The sequence below is a fragment of the Flavobacterium aquicola genome (assembly GCF_003385115.1).
GTDB lineage: Bacteria > Bacteroidota > Bacteroidia > Flavobacteriales > Flavobacteriaceae > Flavobacterium > Flavobacterium aquicola.
Genome location: NZ_QUNI01000004.1, coordinates 118,373 through 140,161 on the forward strand (window position 1 = coordinate 118,373; position 21,789 = coordinate 140,161).

Consider the following 21,789-nt stretch of genomic DNA (forward strand, 5'->3'; position numbering starts at 1 on the left):
AACAATATATTTGCAAAAGTGCATGAGTTAAATTAAAGCGATTTGGATTTATTGAAATCAAAATAAAACTGCACAAAAAGAAATTTGATACTAATAAACAAGAAGCCATTTGAGGCATCAGCAAAATAAATGAGCAGTATAAAAAAAGGATTTACCACTACACTATTACATTCAGACCGGCTTTTACAACCGGAATTTGGGGCATTGCATCAGCCAGTTCATACTTCCGTTACGTGGGGATTTGAAGATGTTAACGGTCTTGTTGATGTTTTTCAAAATAAAAAGAAAGGCTATGCTTATTCAAGACAGGGGAATCCAACCGTAAATGCCTTGGAAAACAAAATAACGCAGATGGAAAATGGTCTTTCAACTGTTGCCTTTTCCACTGGAATGGCTGCAATAACGGCAGCATTTCTTTCTCTTTTAAAAAAAGATGATCATGTGATTGCAAGTTCATTTCTGTTTGGCAATTCAAGGAGTATCATGCAGACCTTGACAGAAATTGGTATAGAAATATCATTTGTAGATGCAACCAATGTTAAGGATATAGAACAGGCTTACAAGCCTGCTACCCGAATGGTATTTGTCGAGACTATTGCCAATCCAGGTACTCAGGTAGCGCAGCTCGATCAAATTGGTGATTTCTGTCAGCAGCATAAACTAATCTACATTGTGGACAATACGATGACATCGCCTTATTTATTTAAACCTGTTAACGTAAAAGCAAGTCTTGTCATTAACTCGCTTACAAAATATATAGGCGGTCATGGAGATGCTCTTGGCGGCAGTCTCACTGACACGGGACTTTATGACTGGAATACATTTGCAAATATTGCACCACTTATACGGGAAAGCACTGCACCTGCGATGCATGGAATAACTCAAATCAGAAAAAGAGGATTGCGTGATGGCGGCGGTACTTTATCTCCAGAAGCAGCACATGTTATTTCGGTTGGATCAGAAACTTTGGCTTTAAGATTAGAGAGAACTTCAAATAATGCGTTGCTGCTTGCTAATTTTCTCAGCAATCATAAGTTGGTAAAAAAAGTTAATTATCCTGGGTTAGAAAGCCATCCTCAGCATCAAACGGCTTCAGAATTATTTAAGGCTTTTGGAGGTCTAATGAGTTTTGAATTAAGTGATGAAATTGACTGCTTAACATTTCTAAACCGTCTTAAGGTTGTTGTTAAATCCAGTAACCTAGGCGATACGCGAACTCTTGCAATTCCCGTAGCAAAAACCATATTTCACGAACTGGGAGCTGAACGCAGGAAAGAAATGGGTATTGATGATTCTTTAATCCGTTTGTCAATAGGAATTGAAGATATCGATGACCTTCTGGAAGATTTTACTCAGGCATTATATTAAACCATTTATCGTTTCAAGCAAAACTGATTACATGTTTATCCAACATGCGTGATTTGTAAGTTTAATAATCATACCGCTAAAATAAAGCCAAGCAAAAAGCAGGACGGCATCCTTGGCTTTCACATATATAAATAAAACTGTGGAAACTCTATTAAATAAAGGAAAAAACTGCCTATTTGAAATTTACCAATAACAAAAATAATTGAAAGAACACATTACGTATGTTTTAGGCTTGCCTTTATTCATCATCATATTATTATGACTCCTTTGCAGTCTTTTAGTTATAGGTTTCTCAAAGTTTATCGATTTCTTGTATCCTTTTCATTTAAATGGAGCCATCTTTGGTCAATTCAACAGGCAATTCACCTTTTATCTCGACATATTGTGCATATAGATCAATGACCTCATAATAACCTTTAAACTGGACAAATTTTGAATTAACAGCACGTATAGTAGTATAAACATTATCAAAAAAGACCGACCCTTTAAACAAAGCAATTCGGACTTTATAACAAAGTCATCCCGCGAGATGCCAATTACCTTTGTATCAATAAAAATAAATAAAAAATTATTAGAAAATGAAACAAAGTAATTACAACGGAGCATTACAAAAACCGATAGGTTCTGGCTTCAACGCAGCATCTACCACTGCAGATGTTATTAAAGGAATTGATTTAACTGGTAAAATTGCAATCGTTACAGGAGGCGACAGCGGAATTGGATTAGAAGTTACAAAAACGCTGACAGCTGCGGGTGCAACGGTAATCGTTGCCACAAGGAATACAGAAAATGCCAAAAAAAATTTGGAAGGTGTATCGAATGTAGAATTCGAAAATTTAGAATTAACAAATCCAGATTCTATTAACACGTTTGCTGAAAGATTTTTGGCTTCAAATAGATCTCTAAACTTTCTAATCAACAATGCGGGTGTAATGTGGACACCATTGAGTCGTGACGAAAGAGGCTATGAATCTCAATTTTCAATTAATCACTTGGGGCATTTTCAACTTACAGCTAAACTTTGGGAAGCTTTGAAAAGAACTGAGGATGCTAGAGTTATCAATGTTTCCTCCTCTTCTCACCATTTTTCACCAGTATTGTTTGATGATGTAAATTACAACAAAAGGGAATACAATAAGTTTGAAGCATATGGACAATCAAAAACAGCAACAATTCTTTTTACTGTAGAATTGGATAAAAGAGCCCAGGAATTTGGCGTTAGGGCATATGCTTTGCACCCAGGTTTAAGCTTAGATACTAAACTAAGCAGACATTTAGGATTTGAGGATATGGTTACCTTAGGTTTGTATAATGCTGATGGAACTCTGAACGAAGCAGCAGATGCAGCTATGAAAGAAATACAAAAAACAATTCCACAAGTTGCAGCTACAACAGTCTGGGCAGCTACAAGCCAACAATTACAAAACACAGGCGGTGTGTATTTGGAAGATGTGGAAATAGCTCAATATGATGAGGCTAATTATGAAAATATCGCTGCCGCCTATAAAAACCCAGGTGGATTTGGAGGTGTTGCGCCATTTGCTTTGAAAGAAGAGACGGCTAAAAAACTTTGGACGCTGAGCGAAGAATTAGCTCAAATAAAATTTGACATATAATAATTGAAAGAAATAAGATTCAACGATATGAATCTTATTTCTTTTTACCTTTACATTATGGCAGTAAGACAAATTAATAATTACGCAGAAATTGTTTTCACATGTAGTGGATCAACTCATCACAATACAGAAATGATTGCTGAAGAACATTGCGTTGTTCGTGTGTTATCAGGAGAATTAAAAGTTATTCAGTCAAACAAAACCTATGTTTTTGGCTTGGGTGATACGCTTCTTTTTCCAAGAAATCAACTATCAACATTAATAAAATCTGAAAAAGACGGCTTGCCCTACAGAGCCATTATTGTAAAACTCACACAAGATGTTTTAAGGGCATTTTACGAACAAAAAAAATTACAAACCACATTGGTTTCAAAAACCGATTCTATTATTCCATTGCCTCAAAATCCTTTGCTTGATAGTTTTTTTGCTTCAATGCTGCCTTATTTCGACCTTAACTACAAATTGCCCCAGGAACTTTCTCAATTGAAAATTCAGGAAGCAATTACTGTTTTACGCTCCCTAACCAAAGATATTGACACTGTTTTATCTGACTTTTCGGAACCACATAAAATCAATTTGGTTGAATTTATGGAACGAAATTATATGTTTAATATGCCAATAGAAAAATTTGGTTACTTGACAGGCAGAAGTTTAACCACATTTAAAAGGGATTTCAAAAAGGTATATAATACTACTCCGCAAAAATGGATTACCCAAAAAAGACTTGAATTAGCTCGTTATCAAATAACTAAAAAGAACAGAAAACCTATTGATGTGTATTACGAAGTGGGTTTTGAAAATTTATCACATTTCTCATATGCGTTTAAAAAACAATTTGGTAAGAACCCTACAGAATTTTTAAATAAAACCAGTAATACAGCCAACTAAGTTTAGACAAAATATTATTGCCGCGATGATGGAAAATAGGACATTAATTTCTAAATAAGTCTGCAAAATAGAGTTATCTATTCTTTCACATAAACAATCAAAAAGGCAATCTTCAAATAGCAATCCTATAAGAATTGAAAAATCAAAATTGCCTTTGCTTTCAAGTTTAATTTACATTAACAGTAGTAATTTTAGAAGAAAGTGTACTACTTTTTTTTTAGGAAAAATACGTTTTGTTCTCTTTCGCCCATTGTTCCAGAGAGGTCATTTGCACTGGTAGTTTTTCTAATATATCATGCATATTAGGATTAAATTTTGCAGGGAACTCTGTAGTGTTTTGAAGACTTTCATAGTAAGAAGTCACTCCGGCCGCAGCTACTTCACCTACTAATGGCTTTAATATTTCACCAAATTCCTGGGATGGCTGCATATAATAAACTACGCTTTCACCCAAACCTTTAGAAAATTGTTCAGCCAAATCATTTCCTTTTAAGTTTTCTAAACCACTAATTTGAAAGGAATCTGCTTTTAGGCTGTTATTGTAAATTGCTTCCACAACAAAAGCACTCACATCTCTGGAGGCAATCCACCCAATAGACATACCTTCTGGAGTAGGATAAGCAAGTTTTTTTTCCTTTTTTACAAAAGGTGCACAAAATGGCCCCATCATATTTTCCATATAAATTGTGGGTTCAAGTATTACATAGTCCAATCCGCTATTTTTCAGATAATCTTTAATGTCCAATTTTACATCTTCACCAGAAATTCCAATTTTTTGAGGTAATAACCAGGCACTGGTATTCCATACAATTTTTTTGACCCCATTTGCTTTGGCGGCATCAATTACATTTTTAGCATATTCCAAGCCTTCAAGTGGGCTAGGCAAAGAAACAGGAACCATAAAAGCTATCGCATCTATGCCAACGGTAATTTCCAACATTTTTTTTGCATCACTCATATTTGCCAAAATAGGTTTTGCTCCTGCCTGACTTAATTTTTCAAAACTTGTTGCTGAACTTGTTGCAGCAACTACTTCTGCTCCTTTTTTTATTCCCTCTGATATTACATTGAATTGTTGTGAGCCTGAAGCTCCAAATACTAAAATTTTCATTTTTATTCTGTTTTAATTATTATTTGCTTTTTTAGAATATTTAATTATTTCTTGCACAAAAATATATTACTACTTACTTTTGCACAAGTACTTACTCATAAGTAAAGTACCTACTAAATGGTTATAATAATTGAATATCAATGGAAAAAAAATCTAAAATAATTTTGCCTTGTGATGAAAAATGTCCAGTGAGAGCATCTTTAACGCTTCTAAGTGGCAAGTGGACTTTGTTGATATTGTTTCAAATCAACAAAAAAGTAATGCGGTATGGTGAATTAAAAAGGGCTATACCTGGAATTAGCGAAAAAATGTTGATACAAGAATTAAATATGCTTGTTGAAAATAAATTAGTCAATAAAAAAGCCTATCCAGAAATTCCACCCAAAGTTGAATATACTTTGACTGAATTAGGGCTGAAAACTTTGCCGATTGCAGATAAATTGGCAGAATTTGGTTCAGAAAATTTAATTTAAAGAGGATTTAATCTTCTGTCAGAAGTTAAAAATCTATCCGTTCCAGAAATTGGTTACGCATTGGGTTTTTAAATTTCACCCTGTTTTTCAAATTATTTAAAAAATGATATCGGTAATACTGCGAACTCCATTTTCAAAATTCAGCAGCTCACCAAAAAAATTCCCATTCCGCAATTTGTATCACATCTTTCGCCTTTTGTATATCTAACAAGAGTGTTTAACTCCCCAACTTTGCATCATCATTTAACAACAAAAATTTTAAATAATGAGCAAGAGAACAGATACAAAAAAAATATCCGAAACGTTTACCTTTAAAAACGGAATAGAAACCAAAAACAGCATTGCGATGGCACCCATGACAACTTGGGCAAGCAATGATGATTATACCATATCTGATGATGAAATAAAACACTACGAAGCTCGAAGCGGAAACGTTGGCTTGGTAATAACTGGCTGCACCAGAGTAATGGCAAACGGCATTGGCTTTAACAATGAATACGCTTCTTATGACGATTCGTTTTTACCGGGACTTAAAAAGCTGGCCACAGCCGCAAAAAAAGGAGGTGCACCTGCCATACTTCAAATTTATCATGCGGGAAACAAAGCCGTTTTAGACCTTATTCCAGATGGTATTGCCGTGAGTGCAAGTCCTGTCGCATTAGTACCTTCAGCATTTTATGCAGGTGGGATCGCATCTCGTGAACTATCTCACGAAGAAATTTCGGAAATGATTAAGGCTTTTGGAGAAACTACGCATAGAGCAATAAAAGCTGGTTTTGATGGAATAGAGTTGCACGGAGCTCACGGTTTTTTACTGCAAAATTTCTTTTCACCTTATTACAACCAACGAACCGATTATTGGGGTGGAACTGCCGAAAAACGAATGAATTTTGCCCTAGAAGTAATCAAAGAAATTCAAGATGTAATCAAAAAATATGCAGACAGACCATTTCTTGTAGGTTTCCGAATTTCGCCAGAAGAACCTGAAAGTTACAGAACTAAAGATACCTTTCCTCTGATAGATAAGTTGATAGAAAGCGGTATGGATTACCTACACCTATCACTTGGCAATGTGCTTGCACAAAAACCAATGGATGATGAAAATGGGGAGGTTACTATTTTAAATTTGATACTAAATCACGTGCAACAAAGAGTACCTGTGATTGCTGCTGGAGGTATCAAACAAGCGGATGATGCAACAGAAGCATTAAAAACAGGCCTATCATTGGTGGCAGTAGGTCACGGTCTTATCATCAACCCGAATTGGGTGGAACTTGCAATAAATGGGGAAAAAGCGAATGAAGTTTTGAGTATGTCTAAGGCTGATGAACTTGTAATTCCTAAAAAGCTTCAAGGATTTATCAAGATAGCAACAGGCTTTTTTCAGGTAACGGATTAACCTTCCTATTTCTTACAAATTAATCAAAAATAAAATAAAAATGAGTAAAAAAATAACAGTAATTGGAGCAACAGGTATGATAGGAAAACCTGTAACCAAAGAATTAATTAAAGCAGGTTTTGAAGTAACTGCTTTTGTAAGAAGTATTGATAAAGAAAAGCATATCTTCCCATCAGGGGTTACTTTTTTTGAAGGCGACCTAAAAAGTAAATCTAATATTTCCGAAGCGATCAAAGATGCAGATGCCGTTTACATCAGTATTTCAGCTTCACCAAGCAATAAGGAAGGCGAATTTAATCCTGAAAAAGAAGGTATAGAAAATATTGTATCGGCATTACAAGGTTCTTCTGTAAAGCAAGTAGGTTATCTTTCTTCGTTTTTAGCCCGAAATTATACCGGTAATTGGTGGGTTATGAATGCCAAGAAACAAGCTATAAATAAAATAAAAAACAGTGGTATTCCTTATACAATCTTTTATCCATCAAATTTTATGGAAAATTTTAATGGCGGTATGAGAGATGGCAATAAAATAAACATTATTGGTACTTCAAATGAAAAATCTCGATGGATAGCTGCGTCTGATTTTGGCAAACAAGCAGCTAAATCTTTTGAAACTGAGAAAGCTTTAAATAGAGAATATGCCGTTCAAGGATTAGAGTCTTTGACAACTGAAGAAGCATCAAAAATTTATATTGAAAACCATACAAAAGACAAATTAAAAATTGCAAAATTACCAATGGGAATGGCGAAGTTTTTATCTTTGTTTATAAAGCCTTTGAAATTTGCAGTGCCTTTGATTGATGTAATGAACAAGAATAAAGAAACATTTGAAGCTCAAAAAACTTGGGACGAATTAGGCAAGCCAACTATTACATTAAGCCAATATGCAAAAATGTAAATAAGTAAACCTAATTTAAAATAAATGCAAGATGACACATTACAAAACAATAAGCGAATTACTTAAAGCCAACGGATTTCCACCACCTGAGAATCCGTTATTGGGTATATTGACTTTTGAAGAAGATGAAAAATGCACATTTTTAGAAAAAGAATTTACGACGGATTTTTATACCATTGCTTTTACAAAATTAAAATCGGGCTCTTTTCAGTACGGCAAAACAAAGTACGACCACGACAATGGCTCAATGGCATTTTTAAAACCGCATCAAAAAATCACATTGAATGGCATAGAAAACAGTGAAAAAGGTTTTTTACTATACCTTCACGAAGATTTTTTGGTAAGCCATAACCTATATAAAGAAATAAAAAAATATGGTTTTTTTGATTATGAGGTAAACGAAGCGTTGCATTTATCTCCCAAAGAAGAAACTATACTTTGGGAGCTATTCAATAAAATTAAAGGTGAATATTACAACAATCAAGATGAGTTTAGTCGAGATATTATGCTCACCCATATTGATTCTATTTTGAAATATTCGCAACGGTTTTACAAAAGGCAATTTTTAAATAGAGCTGTTTTATCGGGTTCAATCACTTCAAAGTTTACCGAGATATTAAATTTATATTTTGAAGAAGGACAACTCCAAATAAAAGGCTTGCCAACAGTAAAATATATGGCAACCCAATTAGCCTTGTCGGCAAGTTATTTAAGTGATTTATTGAAACAAGAAACAGGCAAAACTACTTTAGAGCATATTCACATAGCCCTAGTTTTGGAAGCCAAAAATATTTTGATGAGTACAGATAAAACGGTTGCAGAAACAGCCTACCAATTGGGTTTTGAAAATCCACCTTATTTTTCAAGACTTTTTAAAAAAGAAGTTGGAATTACACCTACGGAATATAGGGAGCAGTTTTTGAATTAAAAAAAATGTGTAGCATTGGAGTTTAGACAGTTGTTTAACTGATTAAAATGATAAACAATAGGGCACGACTGTATCGTACCAAAATAGAATTAGTAAAAATATCTTGATGAGGAGAATAAAAACACTCCCTTAAAAAAAGTTATGGATATAGAAGCGTTAAGGACATTTTGTTTATCATTTCCTGATACACACGAAGGGATGCCATTTGCAGGATTTTTCAAAAATTCGAGAGCTATCTTGGTATTTTATGTAGGCAAAAAAATGTTTTGCTTTTTTGATATTGATCGATTTGATTATTGCACCTTAAAGTGTGATCCTGAAAAGATTGAGGAACTCAGTGATCAAGAAGGTTTTGAAAGGCCTTTTAATTTGAGTCGGAAATACTGGATAAATGTTGAATTGCAGGGCAAAGTTTCCGAGGAAGTGTTAAAAGATTTGGTTGAGAAATCATATAAATTGGTTGTTGCTGGTTTACAAAAGAAACCCAAAACAAAATAAAAAAAACAGCTATGTCGGTTATCTGGAATTTATGGTACGATCGGCAATGAAAATGAAATGGAATTTTTACTTTTCAGCTAATTTTGCGGATTCAACGATTGCATCTCCGTCAATATAACGGACAGCATTGTCATCTTCAGACCGCCAAGCGCCACTTGAGGATTCATAAACAGCATTCTGGGCTCCTAATATCATCTTTTGCGAACGTGATTTCATAAGCAGAAAGGAACGCAATAAAAGCACCAATAATGCTAAACTTGCATAAGGTCCCGTTTTTAATACAAGGTCAAGATCAGCTTCTGTTATATCTTCCAAAAAGTATGTCATACAGCTATGGCATTATTAACTAAGATGAAAACGTCTCCAAGCTCATTCTAAGTTTTCTTTACCGCATCAAAGATCATTGCGGTTACTGATATCACGTTACACAGCAACCACTTTTCCTCCAAAATCTTCAGTTTCTTTTACAGCTTCCTGCGCAGCCTCAAGGTTAATATCAACCGCTCCTATGCTTGCATCAGATTTAGCCAACGCTATTGCCACGCCTTTTTTCCAATACCTTGACCAACTCCAGTCATAATTGCTACTTTACTTTCAAGCATTTTCATATTTTTGAAATTTAATTAATTAACTTTTTATTCTTCTATTTGTACTGTTGGCATTACCAATTTGCCTTCTATTACAAGTTTTACCAAAAGTTCACCTGCTCCAATCTGGCCTATTTCACCTAATTTTTTATCGTAGATCTGATCTACGAATTCTATTGCTTCTACCAAATATTGAGCTCTTTCCTGATCGGTAGCTCTTGGAACGCCTTGGAAATATTTTACTGCAATATCTTTGAAACCTACCATTGAAAAAATATTGTCCCATAGGTATTCAATGCCTTTATATTGATTTGCAAGGGTTAGATAAGGATCTTTAGAACCAAAGGTAAAAAGCGAAAAAACTCTCTTGTTCTGTAATAAACCACCGGTATAGTCATAACCAAAACCGGTAATAAAAACCTTATCGAAATAGGCTTTCAGAAATCCAGGTACTGATCCAAACCAAATAGGACAAATGGTAACAATCGCATCTGCCCAAAGAACATCCTTCTGTTCTTGTTGTACTTCAGCAGTATAGGTTTTTGTTACAGTGGCCTTTAGATCTTCCGGTCTCATTGTTGCATCGAAATTCATTTTAACGAGATCCTTTACTTTCACGTTTGCTCCTCTGGCTTCCATCGCTGGTACGACAGTATCTAATATGCCTTTACAAAAACTGCCATCGTATGGATGGGCATAAATTACTAATATGTTCATAATCATCTATTTTTAATTAAAATTTAAACTTTACTTTTGTTAGTTGCAAAATTAAGTGAAGTTGTATACATTTGCAATAACTATACAAATGGTTAGTATCATGTTTGAACATAATGACAAAACATTTCCTTGCGCTACAAGCTTAACAATGAGCTCTATAGGAGGTAAATGGAAAGCGGTGATTTTAATGTATTTAATTTCAAAAAAGAGACGTTATAGTGAACTTCATCAGGGAATGAAGAGTATTTCTGAGCGAACTTTAAGTCTGCACCTGAAGGAAATGGAACGTGATGGCCTTGTTAAAAGAAAAGTCTATTCAAAAAAACCTCCGTTGAAAGTGGAATACGAATTAACAGAATTCGGGAGAACCTTGATACCTGTACTTAACGCCATTTATGATTGGGGTACGGCTGTAGGCGAAGCAGAAAATAAAGTTAAAAAGGTTTCTATTTAATTTGTTTTTATTATAGTTTATAATGGTTCCATTCGAACAAACAAAGGATGCACTTGTATACTTAGAATCAGGTCGATCAAAAGAGAAAGTGGTTATCAAAATGAAATAAATTACTTTTTATGTATTAAAATTGATGACACTGAATAGAAACTCAGTCGTTAAATCGCTAATTATTTCCTCAAAACCCAAAGAATAATTAAAAAATACAAACCATAAAAACGCAGTAAAACAAAGGCTTTTGGATTACTGCGTTTATTTTTTACAAAAAAAATGAACGTTGTTCAAAAAAAAATACATACATTTGCAAAAGAAATTATAGTTATGAGTGTAGCAGATAGAAAAGCCAGAGAAAAAGAAGCATTAAAAACTCTTATCCTAAAAGGAGCAAAAAAGCTTTTTATAGAAAAAGGCATTGAGCAGACCACCATTAGAAATATTGCCGATGAAATTGATTATAGTGTTGGGACAGTATATGTCTATTTCAAAGATAAAAACGCGATTTTGCACGATTTACATTCCATAGGTTTTCAGGAATTGGGTGGTTATTTTCAGGAATTGTTTACTATTGAAGATCCAATGGAACGCATCCGAAAAATGGGATTCATGTATATAAAATTCGCTTTAGAAAATTCTGAAATGTATGATTTGATGTTTAACCTCAAAGCACCAATGGAATTTCTGGAAAACTCTAATAATGAAGATTGGGATGAAGGTGTAAAAACATTTGGTCTCGTTAAAAAAACAATTCAGGAATGTATTGATAAAGGGCATTTCGTCGGACATAATGTAGAACCGCTGTCATTCATGGTTTGGAGTTTAGTTCACGGTATGTGCTGTCTCCAAATTCGTCAGAGAATCACAGGCGTTAAGTTTACAAATCCAGAAACCATTCTTTTTGACGGCTATAATGAGTATTTAAAAATAATAGAAAAACTATAATATTTTTTTGACTAAAAAAATGAACAATGTTCAATTTAATAACAATGTAATGATAAAAAAAACACTATTTCTGACACTAATCTTATCAGGATATCTGGGATATTCACAGACTAAGCTTGACGGTTATATTGAAACCGGATTAAAAAATAACGAAGTAATAAAGCAACATAATTTTGATATTAACAAAAGTATGTATGCTTTAAAAGAAGCTCGATCCCTCTTCTACCCTACTGTTTCTTTAAATGGAAATTATACAAAAGCAGACGGAGGAAGAACAATTGACATTCCTGTAGGCGATATGCTGAATCCTGTGTACAGCACACTGAACCAGATAACCAATTCGAATGCTTTCCCTTCTTTGCAAAATCAGTCTGTTTTGATTAATCCCGATAATTTCTATGATGCAAAAATTCATACTACAATGCCTTTGCTGAATTTTGAAATTATCTACAACAAGAGAATTAAAAACCAGCAGACTTCATTGCAAAAAATTGAACTGGAAATATACCAAAGGGAATTAGTCAAGGATATAAAAATTGCCTACTACAAATACCTTCAATCGGTTGAAGGAATTAAAATTTATCAGGAAGCATTAGTATTGGTTAAGGAAAACAAAAGAGTAAATCAATCATTGTATAAAAATGACAAGATAAACCGTACCGCTGTTCTGCGAAGCGATAATGAGGTAATACGCATTGAGGCAAATTTAGAAACGGCAAAACAAGTCAGTAAAAACGCTCAATCGTATTTTAATTTTTTGCTGAATCAAAAATTAGATACTCCAATTGAAGTGGATGAAAGTAAATCGCTGCCAACTGAGGCATTATCAGAGAATACCCAAAACAGGGAAGAATTACAAAAACTGACTCAGGTAAAAGAAATAAATGAAACTGTCGGCAAACTCACGCAATCCTATTGGTTTCCGAAACTTGGCGGTTTTGCCGATGTTGGATTTCAGGATTTTGATTTTAACGTAAATAAAGACTCACGCTATTATTTCGCAGGAGTAAGTTTAGAAATGAATATTTTTTCGGGAAATAAAAACAAATACAAACTGAAACAGGTCGAAGAAGACAGTAAAAAAATAAGTTCACAGACAGACAATGTGAGACAACAATTATTGCTTCAGTTTCAGGTTGCACAAAATAATTTGAAAGCTGCTTTAGAACAATACAATGCCAATAAAAATCAAAAGGAATCTGCCAAAAAATACAATGACGATATAACCAAATTGTATAAAGAAGGTCAGGCCATCTACATTGAACTTCTGGATGCACAAAACCAATGGGTAAATGCCCAGCTTAACACTAATATATCGCTCTATATTTCTTGGATAGCTTATGCCGAATTAGAAAGAGCCAATGCCACTTTTACTTTAAAATAACTTTAAAAAGAAACTATTATGAAAACAACAAAAATACTGATATGCCTTCTTGCCATTCCACTTTTTTATGCGTGCAAGGAAGAAAAAAAAGAGAACCCATTCGAAACAGCTGATATTATTCCAATAAAAACGGCTACTGTTCAATCTTTGGCAATGGCAGGAAATATAAGTGCATCGGGTTTAGTAACAACAGAAAACCAAGCGCATTATGGTTTTAAAATTGGCGGTGTCGTTAGCCGAATTTATGTAGAAGAAGGTCAGTTTTTTAAAAAAGGCCAGCTGTTGGCAACTTTGGATGAAACTGAAATTAATGCCGGTTTAAACCAAACCGATCTGAACGTAAAAAAATACGAGCGCGATTACAACCGTGCCAATAATCTCTACAAAGACAGCGTATATACTTTGGAACAGCTTCAAAACACAAAAACTGGTCTGGACATTGCCAAAAAACAGAAAGATGCCGTTGCTTTTAATGCCCGTTATGCCAAAATATATGCTGCTGCCGATGGGTTTGTTTCCAGTAAAATAGCTAATGAAGGAGAAGTTGTCGGACCTGGATCCCCTATTTTGGCCATAAACGAAACAAGTAAAAACAACAATTATTTATTAAAAATAGGTCTGACAGATACAGAATGGGCATCGGTTAAAATCGGTCAGAAAGCAACAGTTACCCTTGACGGATTTCCTGATACCCTTTTTGAAGCTTCCATTTTTAGAAAATCACAGGCAGCAGATGCTGCACTGGGTTCTTTTCAGGTAGAATTAAAACTGGATATGAAAAACAGTAAACCGGCTGTGGGTATGTTTGGAAAAGCAGACATACAAGCGAATAAAGCCGAAGATTTTATCATCATTCCTTATAACTCACTTTTAGAAGCCGACGGAAATAAAGCTTTTGTATTTATCGTAGTCAATAACAAAGTAAAACGTCAGCCTGTTACGATAACTAAATTTGAAAACAACAAGGTATTCATAAAAGACGGTCTTCAAAAAACAGATCAGATCGTCATATCCAACAGCGCTTATCTAAACGAAGAATCAACGATTAAGATCATTAAATAATTAATAGTATGAAAATCACGAACTTTTCAGTTAAGAATTATCAGTTTACACTGATTCTCGCTCTTTTGGTTGCTGTGGTAGGAGTCCTTACCTTATTCACGATGCCAAGAGCAGAAGATCCTGCAACACATCCTCCACAATATCTGATTACGGTTATTTATCCTGGAACCAGTCCAAAAGATATGGAAGAACAAGTCGTAAAACCTATTGAAAATAAAATTTATGGCTTAGAAAATATCGAAAAAATACTCACGACTGTAGAAGATGGTGTAGCCGCTTTTCAGGTAAAATTCAAATACGGAGTTGATGTTGATAATAAATATCAGGAAATCTCTACCGAAATGAATGCACTGAAAAACAGTGAACTTCCAAAAGATATTTATCAGATAAAAACAGAGAAAATTTCGTCTTCGGATGTAAAAATTCTTCAGATCGCATTGGTTTCCGAAAATGCATCTGACAAAAAAATGCAGGATGAAGCGGATAAACTAAAAACCAGAATTGAAAAGATAACCAATCTTAAAGATGTAAAATACTCCGGAATTCCGGAACAGGAAATCCGAGTGGATTTGAATTTAGAAAAATTGGCACAATTAAAAATCCCATTGAATGTAGTAATGGGAAGTTTGCAAAGTGAAGCTGCCGATATTCCCGGTGGAAGTATTGATTTGGATACCAAAGTATTTAATGTAAAAACCAGCGGTAAATTCAAAAATGCAGATGATGTTGCCAATACGGTTGTTTACAATGCCAATGGAAAAATCATCTATATGAAAGATGTATCCGAAGTAAGCTACAAATCTGAAGTAGCATATCATATTACAAGAATCAATGGATACCGTTGCGTTTTGGTTACTGCCGGAATGAAGGACAATGTAAATATTAGTGATGTTCAGAAAGAATATTTACCTATAGTAGAGGCATTCTCTAAAGACTTGCCTGCTAACATTAAACTGGTAAAAAACTTTGACCAAGCCGATATGGTATCAAAACGTTTGGGACATTTAGGTTTTGATTTTGGATTGGCCATTCTTTTGGTTGTCATCACATTAGTGCCATTAGGTGGAAGAGCATCTGCTATTGTTATGATTTCCATTCCTTTATCCTTGGCTTTGGGATTAATTGCAATGAATGCTTTAGGCTATTCTTTAAACCAATTGAGTATTGTAGGGTTGGTCGTTGCTTTAGGACTGTTGGTTGACGACAGTATTGTGGTGGTCGAAAATATCGAGCGATGGCTTCGAGAAGGTCATACCAAAATGGATGCCGTTTTAATGGGAACAAAGCAAATAGGTATTGCTGTTGTCGGCACTACAGCCACTTTGGTTATAGCCTTTATCCCATTAGCTTTTCTTCCAGATATGGCAGGTGAATTTATCCGAAGTTTGCCAATGGCGGTAATCACAAGTGTATTGGCTTCTATGATTGTTGCTTTGACATTGGTGCCGTTTTTGGGAAGTCGCTTCTTGAAAACACACGAACACGGTGAAGGAAACATTTTTCTTCAGTATTTGCAAAAATTCCTTACGAGAGCCTACAGGGATATTATGCCCAAAGCATTAAAATTTCCAAAAACTACGATTGCCATTTCAATATTTTTAAGTGTTATTGCCTTTGGATTGTTTTCGGTAGCCGGATTTAAGTTATTCCCAACTTCGGAAAAACCAATGTTTTTAATCAACATAAAAATGCCCCTTCAAGCCAATATTTCGGAAAGTGACAGGGTAACAAAACTTGTGGAATCTGAGTTAAAAAACCACAAAGAAATTGTGTATTTCACTTCAAATGTGGGACACGGAAACCCGCAGATTTACTACAACGTGCATCCACAAGATAGAAAATCTGATTTTGCTCAGATTTTCGTGCAATTGGAAGATGAAGCTACACCTACTGAAAAAACGGCTTTGATTGAAAAATTGCGTGATATCTTTAAAACAATGCCTTATGCTAAAGTGGAGGTAAAAGATTTTGAACAAGGAACACCATTGGAAGCCAATATCGTTGTGCGTTTATTTGGCGAAGACCAAGAAGTTTTACGCAAATTATCTTCTCAGGTAGAAACTATTTTACGAAATCAAGAAGGAACGGTTTACATCAACAACGAATTAAATACATACAAAACCGATGTCAAAGTAAAAATTAATAAAGAGAAAGCGAGAACATTGGGCGTACTGACAAGTGAGGTCGATAAAGTTATCCGTCTTGCTGTTGCAGGTTTAACAGTTGGGGATTATATAGATGACCGTGGCGATGCAAGAAATGTAACCATCACTTTACCAAGAAATAAATTCTCTAATCTTGATGCGCTGAAAAATTTATATGTAAATAATGTTCAGGGAACACCAATTGCATTAAATCAAATTGCAACCGTGTCTTTTGAAACGGCGCCTACAGCCATAAATCATTTCAACAAATCACGTTTTTCAAAAGTCAGTGCCATGTCAAAAAAAGGTTATTTAGCAAATGACCTGCTGGTAGATATTATTCCAAAATTGAATAAACTCAAAATGCCAAAAGGATATTATTACAAACTGTCTGGAGAAAAAGAGTCAGAAGGTGATGCATTGGGAGGCAATTTCCTGTCCGTAATTATATTGAGTGCCTTTTTGTTTATTGCGGTTTTATTGCTTCAATTTAAAACGTTTAAAGGAATCATCATTGTTATGTCCATCATCCCTTTAGGAATTTTAGGAGGTGTATTATTTTTAATAGCTACAGGAAACCCAATGTCACTGGTTTCTATTATCGGTTTCATCGGATTGTCTGGGATTCAAGTGAAAAACTCTCTTCTTCTGGTTGATTTTACAAACCAATTACGACAAGAAGGAAAATCCATTGATGAAGCAATTGCTATTGCTGGTGAAACTCGTTTCCTGCCCGTAGTTTTAACATCTGTAACTGCAATCTGTGGACTGATTCCGCTGGCAGTAAATCCGAATCCACAAATATCTCCGCTGGCTATTGTATTAATTGGAGGGCTTATAAGTTCAACCATTCTTGCAAGAATTGTAACTCCGGTAATGTATAAACTGATTCCGCCATCAATCGAAATTGAAAATAAAGAACCGCTTAATTAAATTCAAATGAAAAATATAGTAATTACAGGAGCTTCAACTGGTTTTGGGCTCCTTTTGGCCACAAAGCTTCATGAAAAGGGTTTTAATGTTATTGGAACCAGCCGTGAGCCGGAAAAATACAAAAACAAAATTCCTTTTAAACTGCTTAGTCTTGATATTTCAGATGACAATTCTATATCTTCCTTTACAAAAGAGCTTTACACCCATATCGATAAACTGGATGTTCTGGTTAATAATGCAGGCTTTTTTGTTATGGGAATTGCTGAGGAAACCCCAATTAAAATAGGATTACAGCAGTTTGAAACTAATTTCTGGGGGACTGTTAAACTTACCAATGCACTGCTTCCAAAAATGAGAAACCAAAAAGAAGGCAAAATTATCACTGTTGGTTCTTTTTTAGGATTGATTGGTCATCCAAATTTAAGTTATTATTCGGCTTCAAAACATGCATTAGAAGGCTATTTTAAATCACTGCGTTTTGAAACCCATCAGTTTAACATCAAAATCAGTGTAATTGAACCTATGTTTCACAAAACAAATTTTATTAATAATGCTGTTGCCACTCATGGAAATATTAAAGAGTATGATATTTTTAGACAAAAGCTTCAATCCTTCTATAACAATGAACTTCAAAAAGCACCACTGCCGACTGCGGTGGCTGATACCATCATTAAAGTTATTAATTCAAGAAATCCAAAATTCAATTATCCCATTGGAAAAGGCACATCAATGATTCTCGCTCTTCAGCAGTTTTTATACAATGCTTTTGAAAGTGTTGTTTTAAAAGGAGTTGAGAAGCACTAGTAAGCAATAAATCTCAAAGGATTTATTTTAAGTTCAGTAAAAAACGTTTCATTATTACCCACTTTTGTATCATAATAAAGAACAAGAATAAAGTGAGATTTATATCAATATTTAAAAAAAATAGTATAAAAAAAAGTCAGTTACATGACTAAAAATCTGAATGTTTACCAACACTATCTAACCTATTTGCTTAAGCAGGAAACCGAAAAAACTGTATTGGAACTTATTCATCTCTATTTGATTTCATAAGCAAAAAATTTATTGAAAGAGGAAAAAATGAATATTACTGAAATTTCTGTTTCGCTGGGATTCGAAAACCCAACTTATTTTCCCGTTTATTTAAAAAAGAAGTTGGAATTACGCCCAAAATATTTAGAGAAGAAAGTTTAAATTAAATAATCAAGTCAGAAATCAAATCTTTTTGGATTGCTTAATTAATTACTTCAGTTCTTTGTTGTAAATCCACTTTTAAAAGTCCGTCCCATTAAACCCATGGCGTCATGGGACGGATTGCTTTAAATAATAAGTCAGTAGGCTTCTTAGAAAAAAACAGCATGGATTTTAATCTTTACAATTTGTCCTATAGCGCATGAGATTCCTTTACAAAAGGCTATTTCATATTAAATTATCTCCAAAGCATTAGCATAAGAAGCTTCTGGTTTTTGACTAGGGAAGTACACTTCAAGCACATCTGAATTCTGCTTGAATTTCAATTTCTGGCCTGTGCTGACTAATTTGATCTCTGTTATTTTCTCTCTATGATACGAATTAGATTCTCCTAAGTTTTTAATAACTGCAGTCCCTTTTTCGGGCCAGCCCATTACAAAAGCATACAGTATTTTATCTTTTTGCACAAAACGAATGTCCTTGGATGTAAAAGGTTTTCCTTTTCCTTCGTTAAAACCCTGAGCTTTTAAAGCTCCTGCACTTCCCAGCTGAGGACCTTCTCCAAATATTTTCCAAGGACGCGTACCGTAAATACTTATGCTGTTAAGTTTCATCCAGACACCTATTTCTTTCACAACCTGACGTTCTAATTCGTCTATGCTTCCATCCCCTCTCACTGGAATATTAAGCATTAAATTACCATTTTTACTTACTGCATCTATCAGGGTATGAATCACTGTTTTAGCCGACTTATACTCTTTTCTTTCGTAAACTCCACGGTCATAATGCCAGTTTCCTAAACAGGTATCTGTCTGCCAAGGCAATGGTTCAATATCATTTCCCTGCCCCTTTTCGATATCCCAAACAATAGCTTTCTTTTGCTGTTCGTCCAGTATTTTACCCGTAATTACTGTCTGAACAGTTTTATTTTTCTGAAAGCTTTTATTGTACATATGTGCTGCTATACGCAAACCCGCATCACTAACAGGCCATAACGGTAATGCAGTATCGTCAAAATAAATCATATCCGGATTGTATTTATCAATCAGATCAATGGTTCGGTCGTGAAAATTTTCCACATAAGCTTCTGATGGCTTTGCAACTCCATTTCCCCAGTTCCACTGGCTGTGTATCGTGCCATCATCCAAACTATTTTTACTTAATGGATGATTTTGTGCATATAACTCCTCAGGATCTAATCCTTCCCACCACGTTCCTTTTCCATCCGCTTTCGTTAGTTTTCCATCATAGGGAACTCCGGCAAGCGCTCCTTTTTTATCTGAACGCTGTGAAGTTTCAAACCAGCTCCAGGCATGTGCCGCGTGAACACTAACCGCAAAAGGAAGACCTGCTTTGCGGGCAGCTCTCTCCCATCCTGCTATAATATCTTTTTTCGGCCCCATTTTGGTCGAATTCCAATTCGGCTGATATTTGCTGTCATAAAGATCCAGATTATCATGGTGATTGGCCATTGCCATAAAATATCTTGCTCCCGAATCTTTATATAAATTAACTAAGTCTTCTGGATTCCAACTGTCTGCTTTCCATGTATTGATAACATCTTTAAAACCAAATTTTGAAGGATGGCCATATTTTTCAATATGATATTTATATTGCCAGGAACCCTCCTGATACATTCCTCTCGCGTACCAGTCACCTGCTTCGGGTTCGCACTGAGGCCCCCAATGCGCCCACATTCCAAATTTAGCATCACGAAACCAATCAGGAACCTGATACTTTTCAAGCGAATCCCAAGTTGGTTCGAAAGGTCCTTTGAAGGCAGGAGCATTAAGAACCTTGATTTGTCCTAATAAAGGCGATAGGTAAAGTCCTGCCAAGGCGGCTGTGCCTAATTTTAAAGCATTTCGTCTGTTCATAATTTGTGATTATGTAAATAATTTATATATTTCCGATTATTATCGATATTCTTTAATTTGTTTATTTTAAAAGATAAGCTTACTGTTTTACTATTATTTCATCTTTTAATATATAAATTGATCATTAGTTTTTTTTTGTTATTAATTTCAGAACAATCAGCAACAAATATAACTTAGCTTATATCTTTTTTTTTATTCAAAAACGAGTTTTTATTATTCAAAAGCGGTATTTCACAACAATCTCATTATGCCCAGCACTACTTTTAAATATTCTTTTTCATTATTACATATCGATCATGTAAAACTCAATCATAAGTGGAATTATAGTAATGTAATTAGCCCTTACTATCGAATTTATTATATAGATGAAGGAAATGGTTTTATTTCAGACAATTCGGCTCGATGGGCTTTAGAACCAGGCAATATCTATATAGTTCCCAGCTTCACGATGTGCAATCTAAGCTGTGAATTGTATTTAAGCCAATATTTCATTCAGTTTTTTGAAGAATTTCCAGACGGAATTTCTCTATTCAATAATAATAGAAAAATAATTCGATTAACAGCAACAGACCTTGATGTACTGCTTATCAAAAGAATGCTGCAAAACAATCCGGGACGAGGCATTAACAGATCAAACGATCCTAAAGTATACGAAAAAGAAGCTTTTTATAAAGAATACCGCTCGTTAAATAATGGAATAAAAGCTCATCTAAAATTTGAAAATCAAGGGATTCTTTTACAGTTAATTTCCAGATTTCTAAATGCTAAGGATTTTAGTTCAGACAAACCGCAAATTACATCTTCAAAGATATTGGATGCAATGAGTTATATACAGATTCACTTGAACAAAAATATTACAGTATCACAATTAGCCCAGAGAGCCAATCAGAATCATGATTATTTTTCTAAACAATTTCTGGCTCATACAGGTCAAAGACCTTTAACCTATATACACGAAAAAAAAATCGAAAGAGCACAATACCTTATTGCTGCCACTGACAAAACGTTTCTGGAAATAGCTTTAGACACGGGCTTTTCAAACTTACCTCATTTTTCGAAAATCTTTAAAAAAATAGTGAACCTTACTCCTGGTGAGTACCGGCATAAGAACAATACTATGTCTATGTAATTTCATCAAAAAAAGGGTTATCTACGATCACCGCGAGCAGTCTAATAATCAAAAAAAATGATTCATTTAAAAACTAAACTAAATTTTCCAGTCCAAAAGCTCTGATCAATCATCGCAAAAGAGAAAGATATAGCATTTTTTTACTCCTAGGCCAAACAAACAATCCAAAAACATTTTGCTTTATAAATTTCAT

General features: G+C 34.5%; 19 protein-coding genes. 15 read left to right on the plus strand and 4 right to left on the minus strand.

What is annotated here, in order from left to right; translation table 11 throughout:
* Nucleotides 1–129: 129 nt before the first annotated feature.
* From C8P67_RS08075 to C8P67_RS08085, 3 genes are all read left to right on the plus strand, one after another.
* Complete coding sequence (locus tag C8P67_RS08075; protein ID WP_115812201.1) at nucleotides 130–1,368, plus strand: cystathionine gamma-synthase family protein; 1,239 nt, start codon at nucleotides 130–132, stop codon at nucleotides 1,366–1,368.
* Between the two features lie 578 nt (nucleotides 1,369–1,946).
* A complete protein-coding gene (locus C8P67_RS08080; RefSeq protein ID WP_115812203.1) occupies nucleotides 1,947–2,984 on the plus strand; it encodes an SDR family NAD(P)-dependent oxidoreductase in 1,038 nt (345 codons plus the stop codon).
* A gap of 57 nt (nucleotides 2,985–3,041) precedes the next feature.
* The gene (locus C8P67_RS08085) at nucleotides 3,042–3,872 is read left to right on the plus strand and encodes a helix-turn-helix domain-containing protein (protein ID WP_115812205.1); all 831 of its coding nucleotides are present in this window, start codon (nucleotides 3,042–3,044) and stop codon (nucleotides 3,870–3,872) included.
* A gap of 217 nt (nucleotides 3,873–4,089) precedes the next feature.
* On the opposite strand, the gene C8P67_RS08090 is transcribed toward C8P67_RS08085, so the two are convergent.
* The gene (locus C8P67_RS08090) at nucleotides 4,090–4,983 is read right to left on the minus strand and encodes an SDR family oxidoreductase (RefSeq protein ID WP_115812207.1); all 894 of its coding nucleotides are present in this window, start codon (nucleotides 4,981–4,983) and stop codon (nucleotides 4,090–4,092) included.
* 140 nt (nucleotides 4,984–5,123) lie between these two features.
* Here C8P67_RS08090 and C8P67_RS08095 point away from each other — a divergent pair, with 140 nt between their 5' ends.
* From C8P67_RS08095 to C8P67_RS08115, 5 genes are all read left to right on the plus strand, one after another.
* Nucleotides 5,124–5,456, plus strand: coding sequence for a winged helix-turn-helix transcriptional regulator (locus C8P67_RS08095; protein ID WP_115812209.1), 333 nt, complete (start codon nucleotides 5,124–5,126; stop codon nucleotides 5,454–5,456).
* A 265-nt stretch (nucleotides 5,457–5,721) separates the two neighbouring features.
* A complete protein-coding gene (locus C8P67_RS08100; RefSeq protein WP_115812211.1) occupies nucleotides 5,722–6,855 on the plus strand; it encodes an NADH-dependent flavin oxidoreductase in 1,134 nt (377 codons plus the stop codon).
* 40 nt (nucleotides 6,856–6,895) lie between these two features.
* Nucleotides 6,896–7,753 (plus strand): SDR family oxidoreductase, encoded by an 858-nt coding sequence (locus tag C8P67_RS08105; protein ID WP_115812213.1) that lies wholly within the window; start codon nucleotides 6,896–6,898, stop codon nucleotides 7,751–7,753.
* Nucleotides 7,754–7,784: 31 nt separating this feature from the next.
* Entirely contained in the window at nucleotides 7,785–8,681 is an 897-nt protein-coding gene (locus C8P67_RS08110; protein ID WP_115812215.1) for a helix-turn-helix domain-containing protein, read from the plus strand.
* A gap of 141 nt (nucleotides 8,682–8,822) precedes the next feature.
* Nucleotides 8,823–9,179, plus strand: coding sequence for an MmcQ/YjbR family DNA-binding protein (locus tag C8P67_RS08115; RefSeq protein ID WP_115812217.1), 357 nt, complete (start codon nucleotides 8,823–8,825; stop codon nucleotides 9,177–9,179).
* A 66-nt stretch (nucleotides 9,180–9,245) separates the two neighbouring features.
* Here the strand turns inward: C8P67_RS08115 and C8P67_RS08120 are convergent, their stop codons facing one another.
* Both C8P67_RS08120 and C8P67_RS08125 read right to left on the minus strand, forming a co-directional pair.
* Nucleotides 9,246–9,506, minus strand: coding sequence for a hypothetical protein (locus tag C8P67_RS08120; RefSeq protein WP_115812219.1), 261 nt, complete (start codon nucleotides 9,504–9,506; stop codon nucleotides 9,246–9,248).
* A 308-nt stretch (nucleotides 9,507–9,814) separates the two neighbouring features.
* Nucleotides 9,815–10,483: an NAD(P)H-dependent oxidoreductase gene (locus C8P67_RS08125; protein WP_170141431.1), complete on the minus strand. Its 669-nt coding sequence runs from the start codon at nucleotides 10,481–10,483 to the stop codon at nucleotides 9,815–9,817.
* 100 nt (nucleotides 10,484–10,583) lie between these two features.
* Between C8P67_RS08125 and C8P67_RS08130 the strand changes: the two genes are divergently transcribed.
* The 6 genes from C8P67_RS08130 (at nucleotide 10,584) to C8P67_RS08155 (ending at nucleotide 18,203) form a co-directional block, all read left to right on the plus strand.
* A complete protein-coding gene (locus C8P67_RS08130) occupies nucleotides 10,584–10,937 on the plus strand; it encodes a winged helix-turn-helix transcriptional regulator (protein WP_115812223.1) in 354 nt (117 codons plus the stop codon).
* A gap of 270 nt (nucleotides 10,938–11,207) precedes the next feature.
* Nucleotides 11,208–11,876, plus strand: a complete 669-nt coding sequence (locus C8P67_RS08135; RefSeq protein ID WP_245980398.1) for a TetR/AcrR family transcriptional regulator — start codon at nucleotides 11,208–11,210, stop codon at nucleotides 11,874–11,876.
* A 19-nt stretch (nucleotides 11,877–11,895) separates the two neighbouring features.
* Nucleotides 11,896–13,260 carry a TolC family protein gene (locus C8P67_RS08140; protein WP_245980399.1) on the plus strand — a complete coding sequence of 455 codons (1,365 nt, stop codon included), beginning with the start codon at nucleotides 11,896–11,898 and terminating at the stop codon, nucleotides 13,258–13,260.
* Nucleotides 13,261–13,278: 18 nt separating this feature from the next.
* Nucleotides 13,279–14,322, plus strand: a complete 1,044-nt coding sequence (locus tag C8P67_RS08145; protein WP_115812225.1) for an efflux RND transporter periplasmic adaptor subunit — start codon at nucleotides 13,279–13,281, stop codon at nucleotides 14,320–14,322.
* An 8-nt stretch (nucleotides 14,323–14,330) separates the two neighbouring features.
* Nucleotides 14,331–17,399 (plus strand): efflux RND transporter permease subunit, encoded by a 3,069-nt coding sequence (locus C8P67_RS08150; protein ID WP_115812227.1) that lies wholly within the window; start codon nucleotides 14,331–14,333, stop codon nucleotides 17,397–17,399.
* 6 nt (nucleotides 17,400–17,405) lie between these two features.
* The gene (locus C8P67_RS08155) at nucleotides 17,406–18,203 is read left to right on the plus strand and encodes an SDR family NAD(P)-dependent oxidoreductase (protein ID WP_115812229.1); all 798 of its coding nucleotides are present in this window, start codon (nucleotides 17,406–17,408) and stop codon (nucleotides 18,201–18,203) included.
* A 620-nt stretch (nucleotides 18,204–18,823) separates the two neighbouring features.
* Here C8P67_RS08155 and C8P67_RS08165 read toward each other — a convergent pair.
* Entirely contained in the window at nucleotides 18,824–20,467 is a 1,644-nt protein-coding gene (locus tag C8P67_RS08165; protein WP_115812233.1) for an alpha-L-fucosidase, read from the minus strand.
* A 247-nt stretch (nucleotides 20,468–20,714) separates the two neighbouring features.
* On the opposite strand from C8P67_RS08165, the gene C8P67_RS08170 reads away from it, so the two are divergent.
* Entirely contained in the window at nucleotides 20,715–21,596 is an 882-nt protein-coding gene (locus C8P67_RS08170) for a helix-turn-helix domain-containing protein (RefSeq protein WP_115812235.1), read from the plus strand.
* The last annotated feature ends 193 nt before the right edge of the window (nucleotides 21,597–21,789 follow it).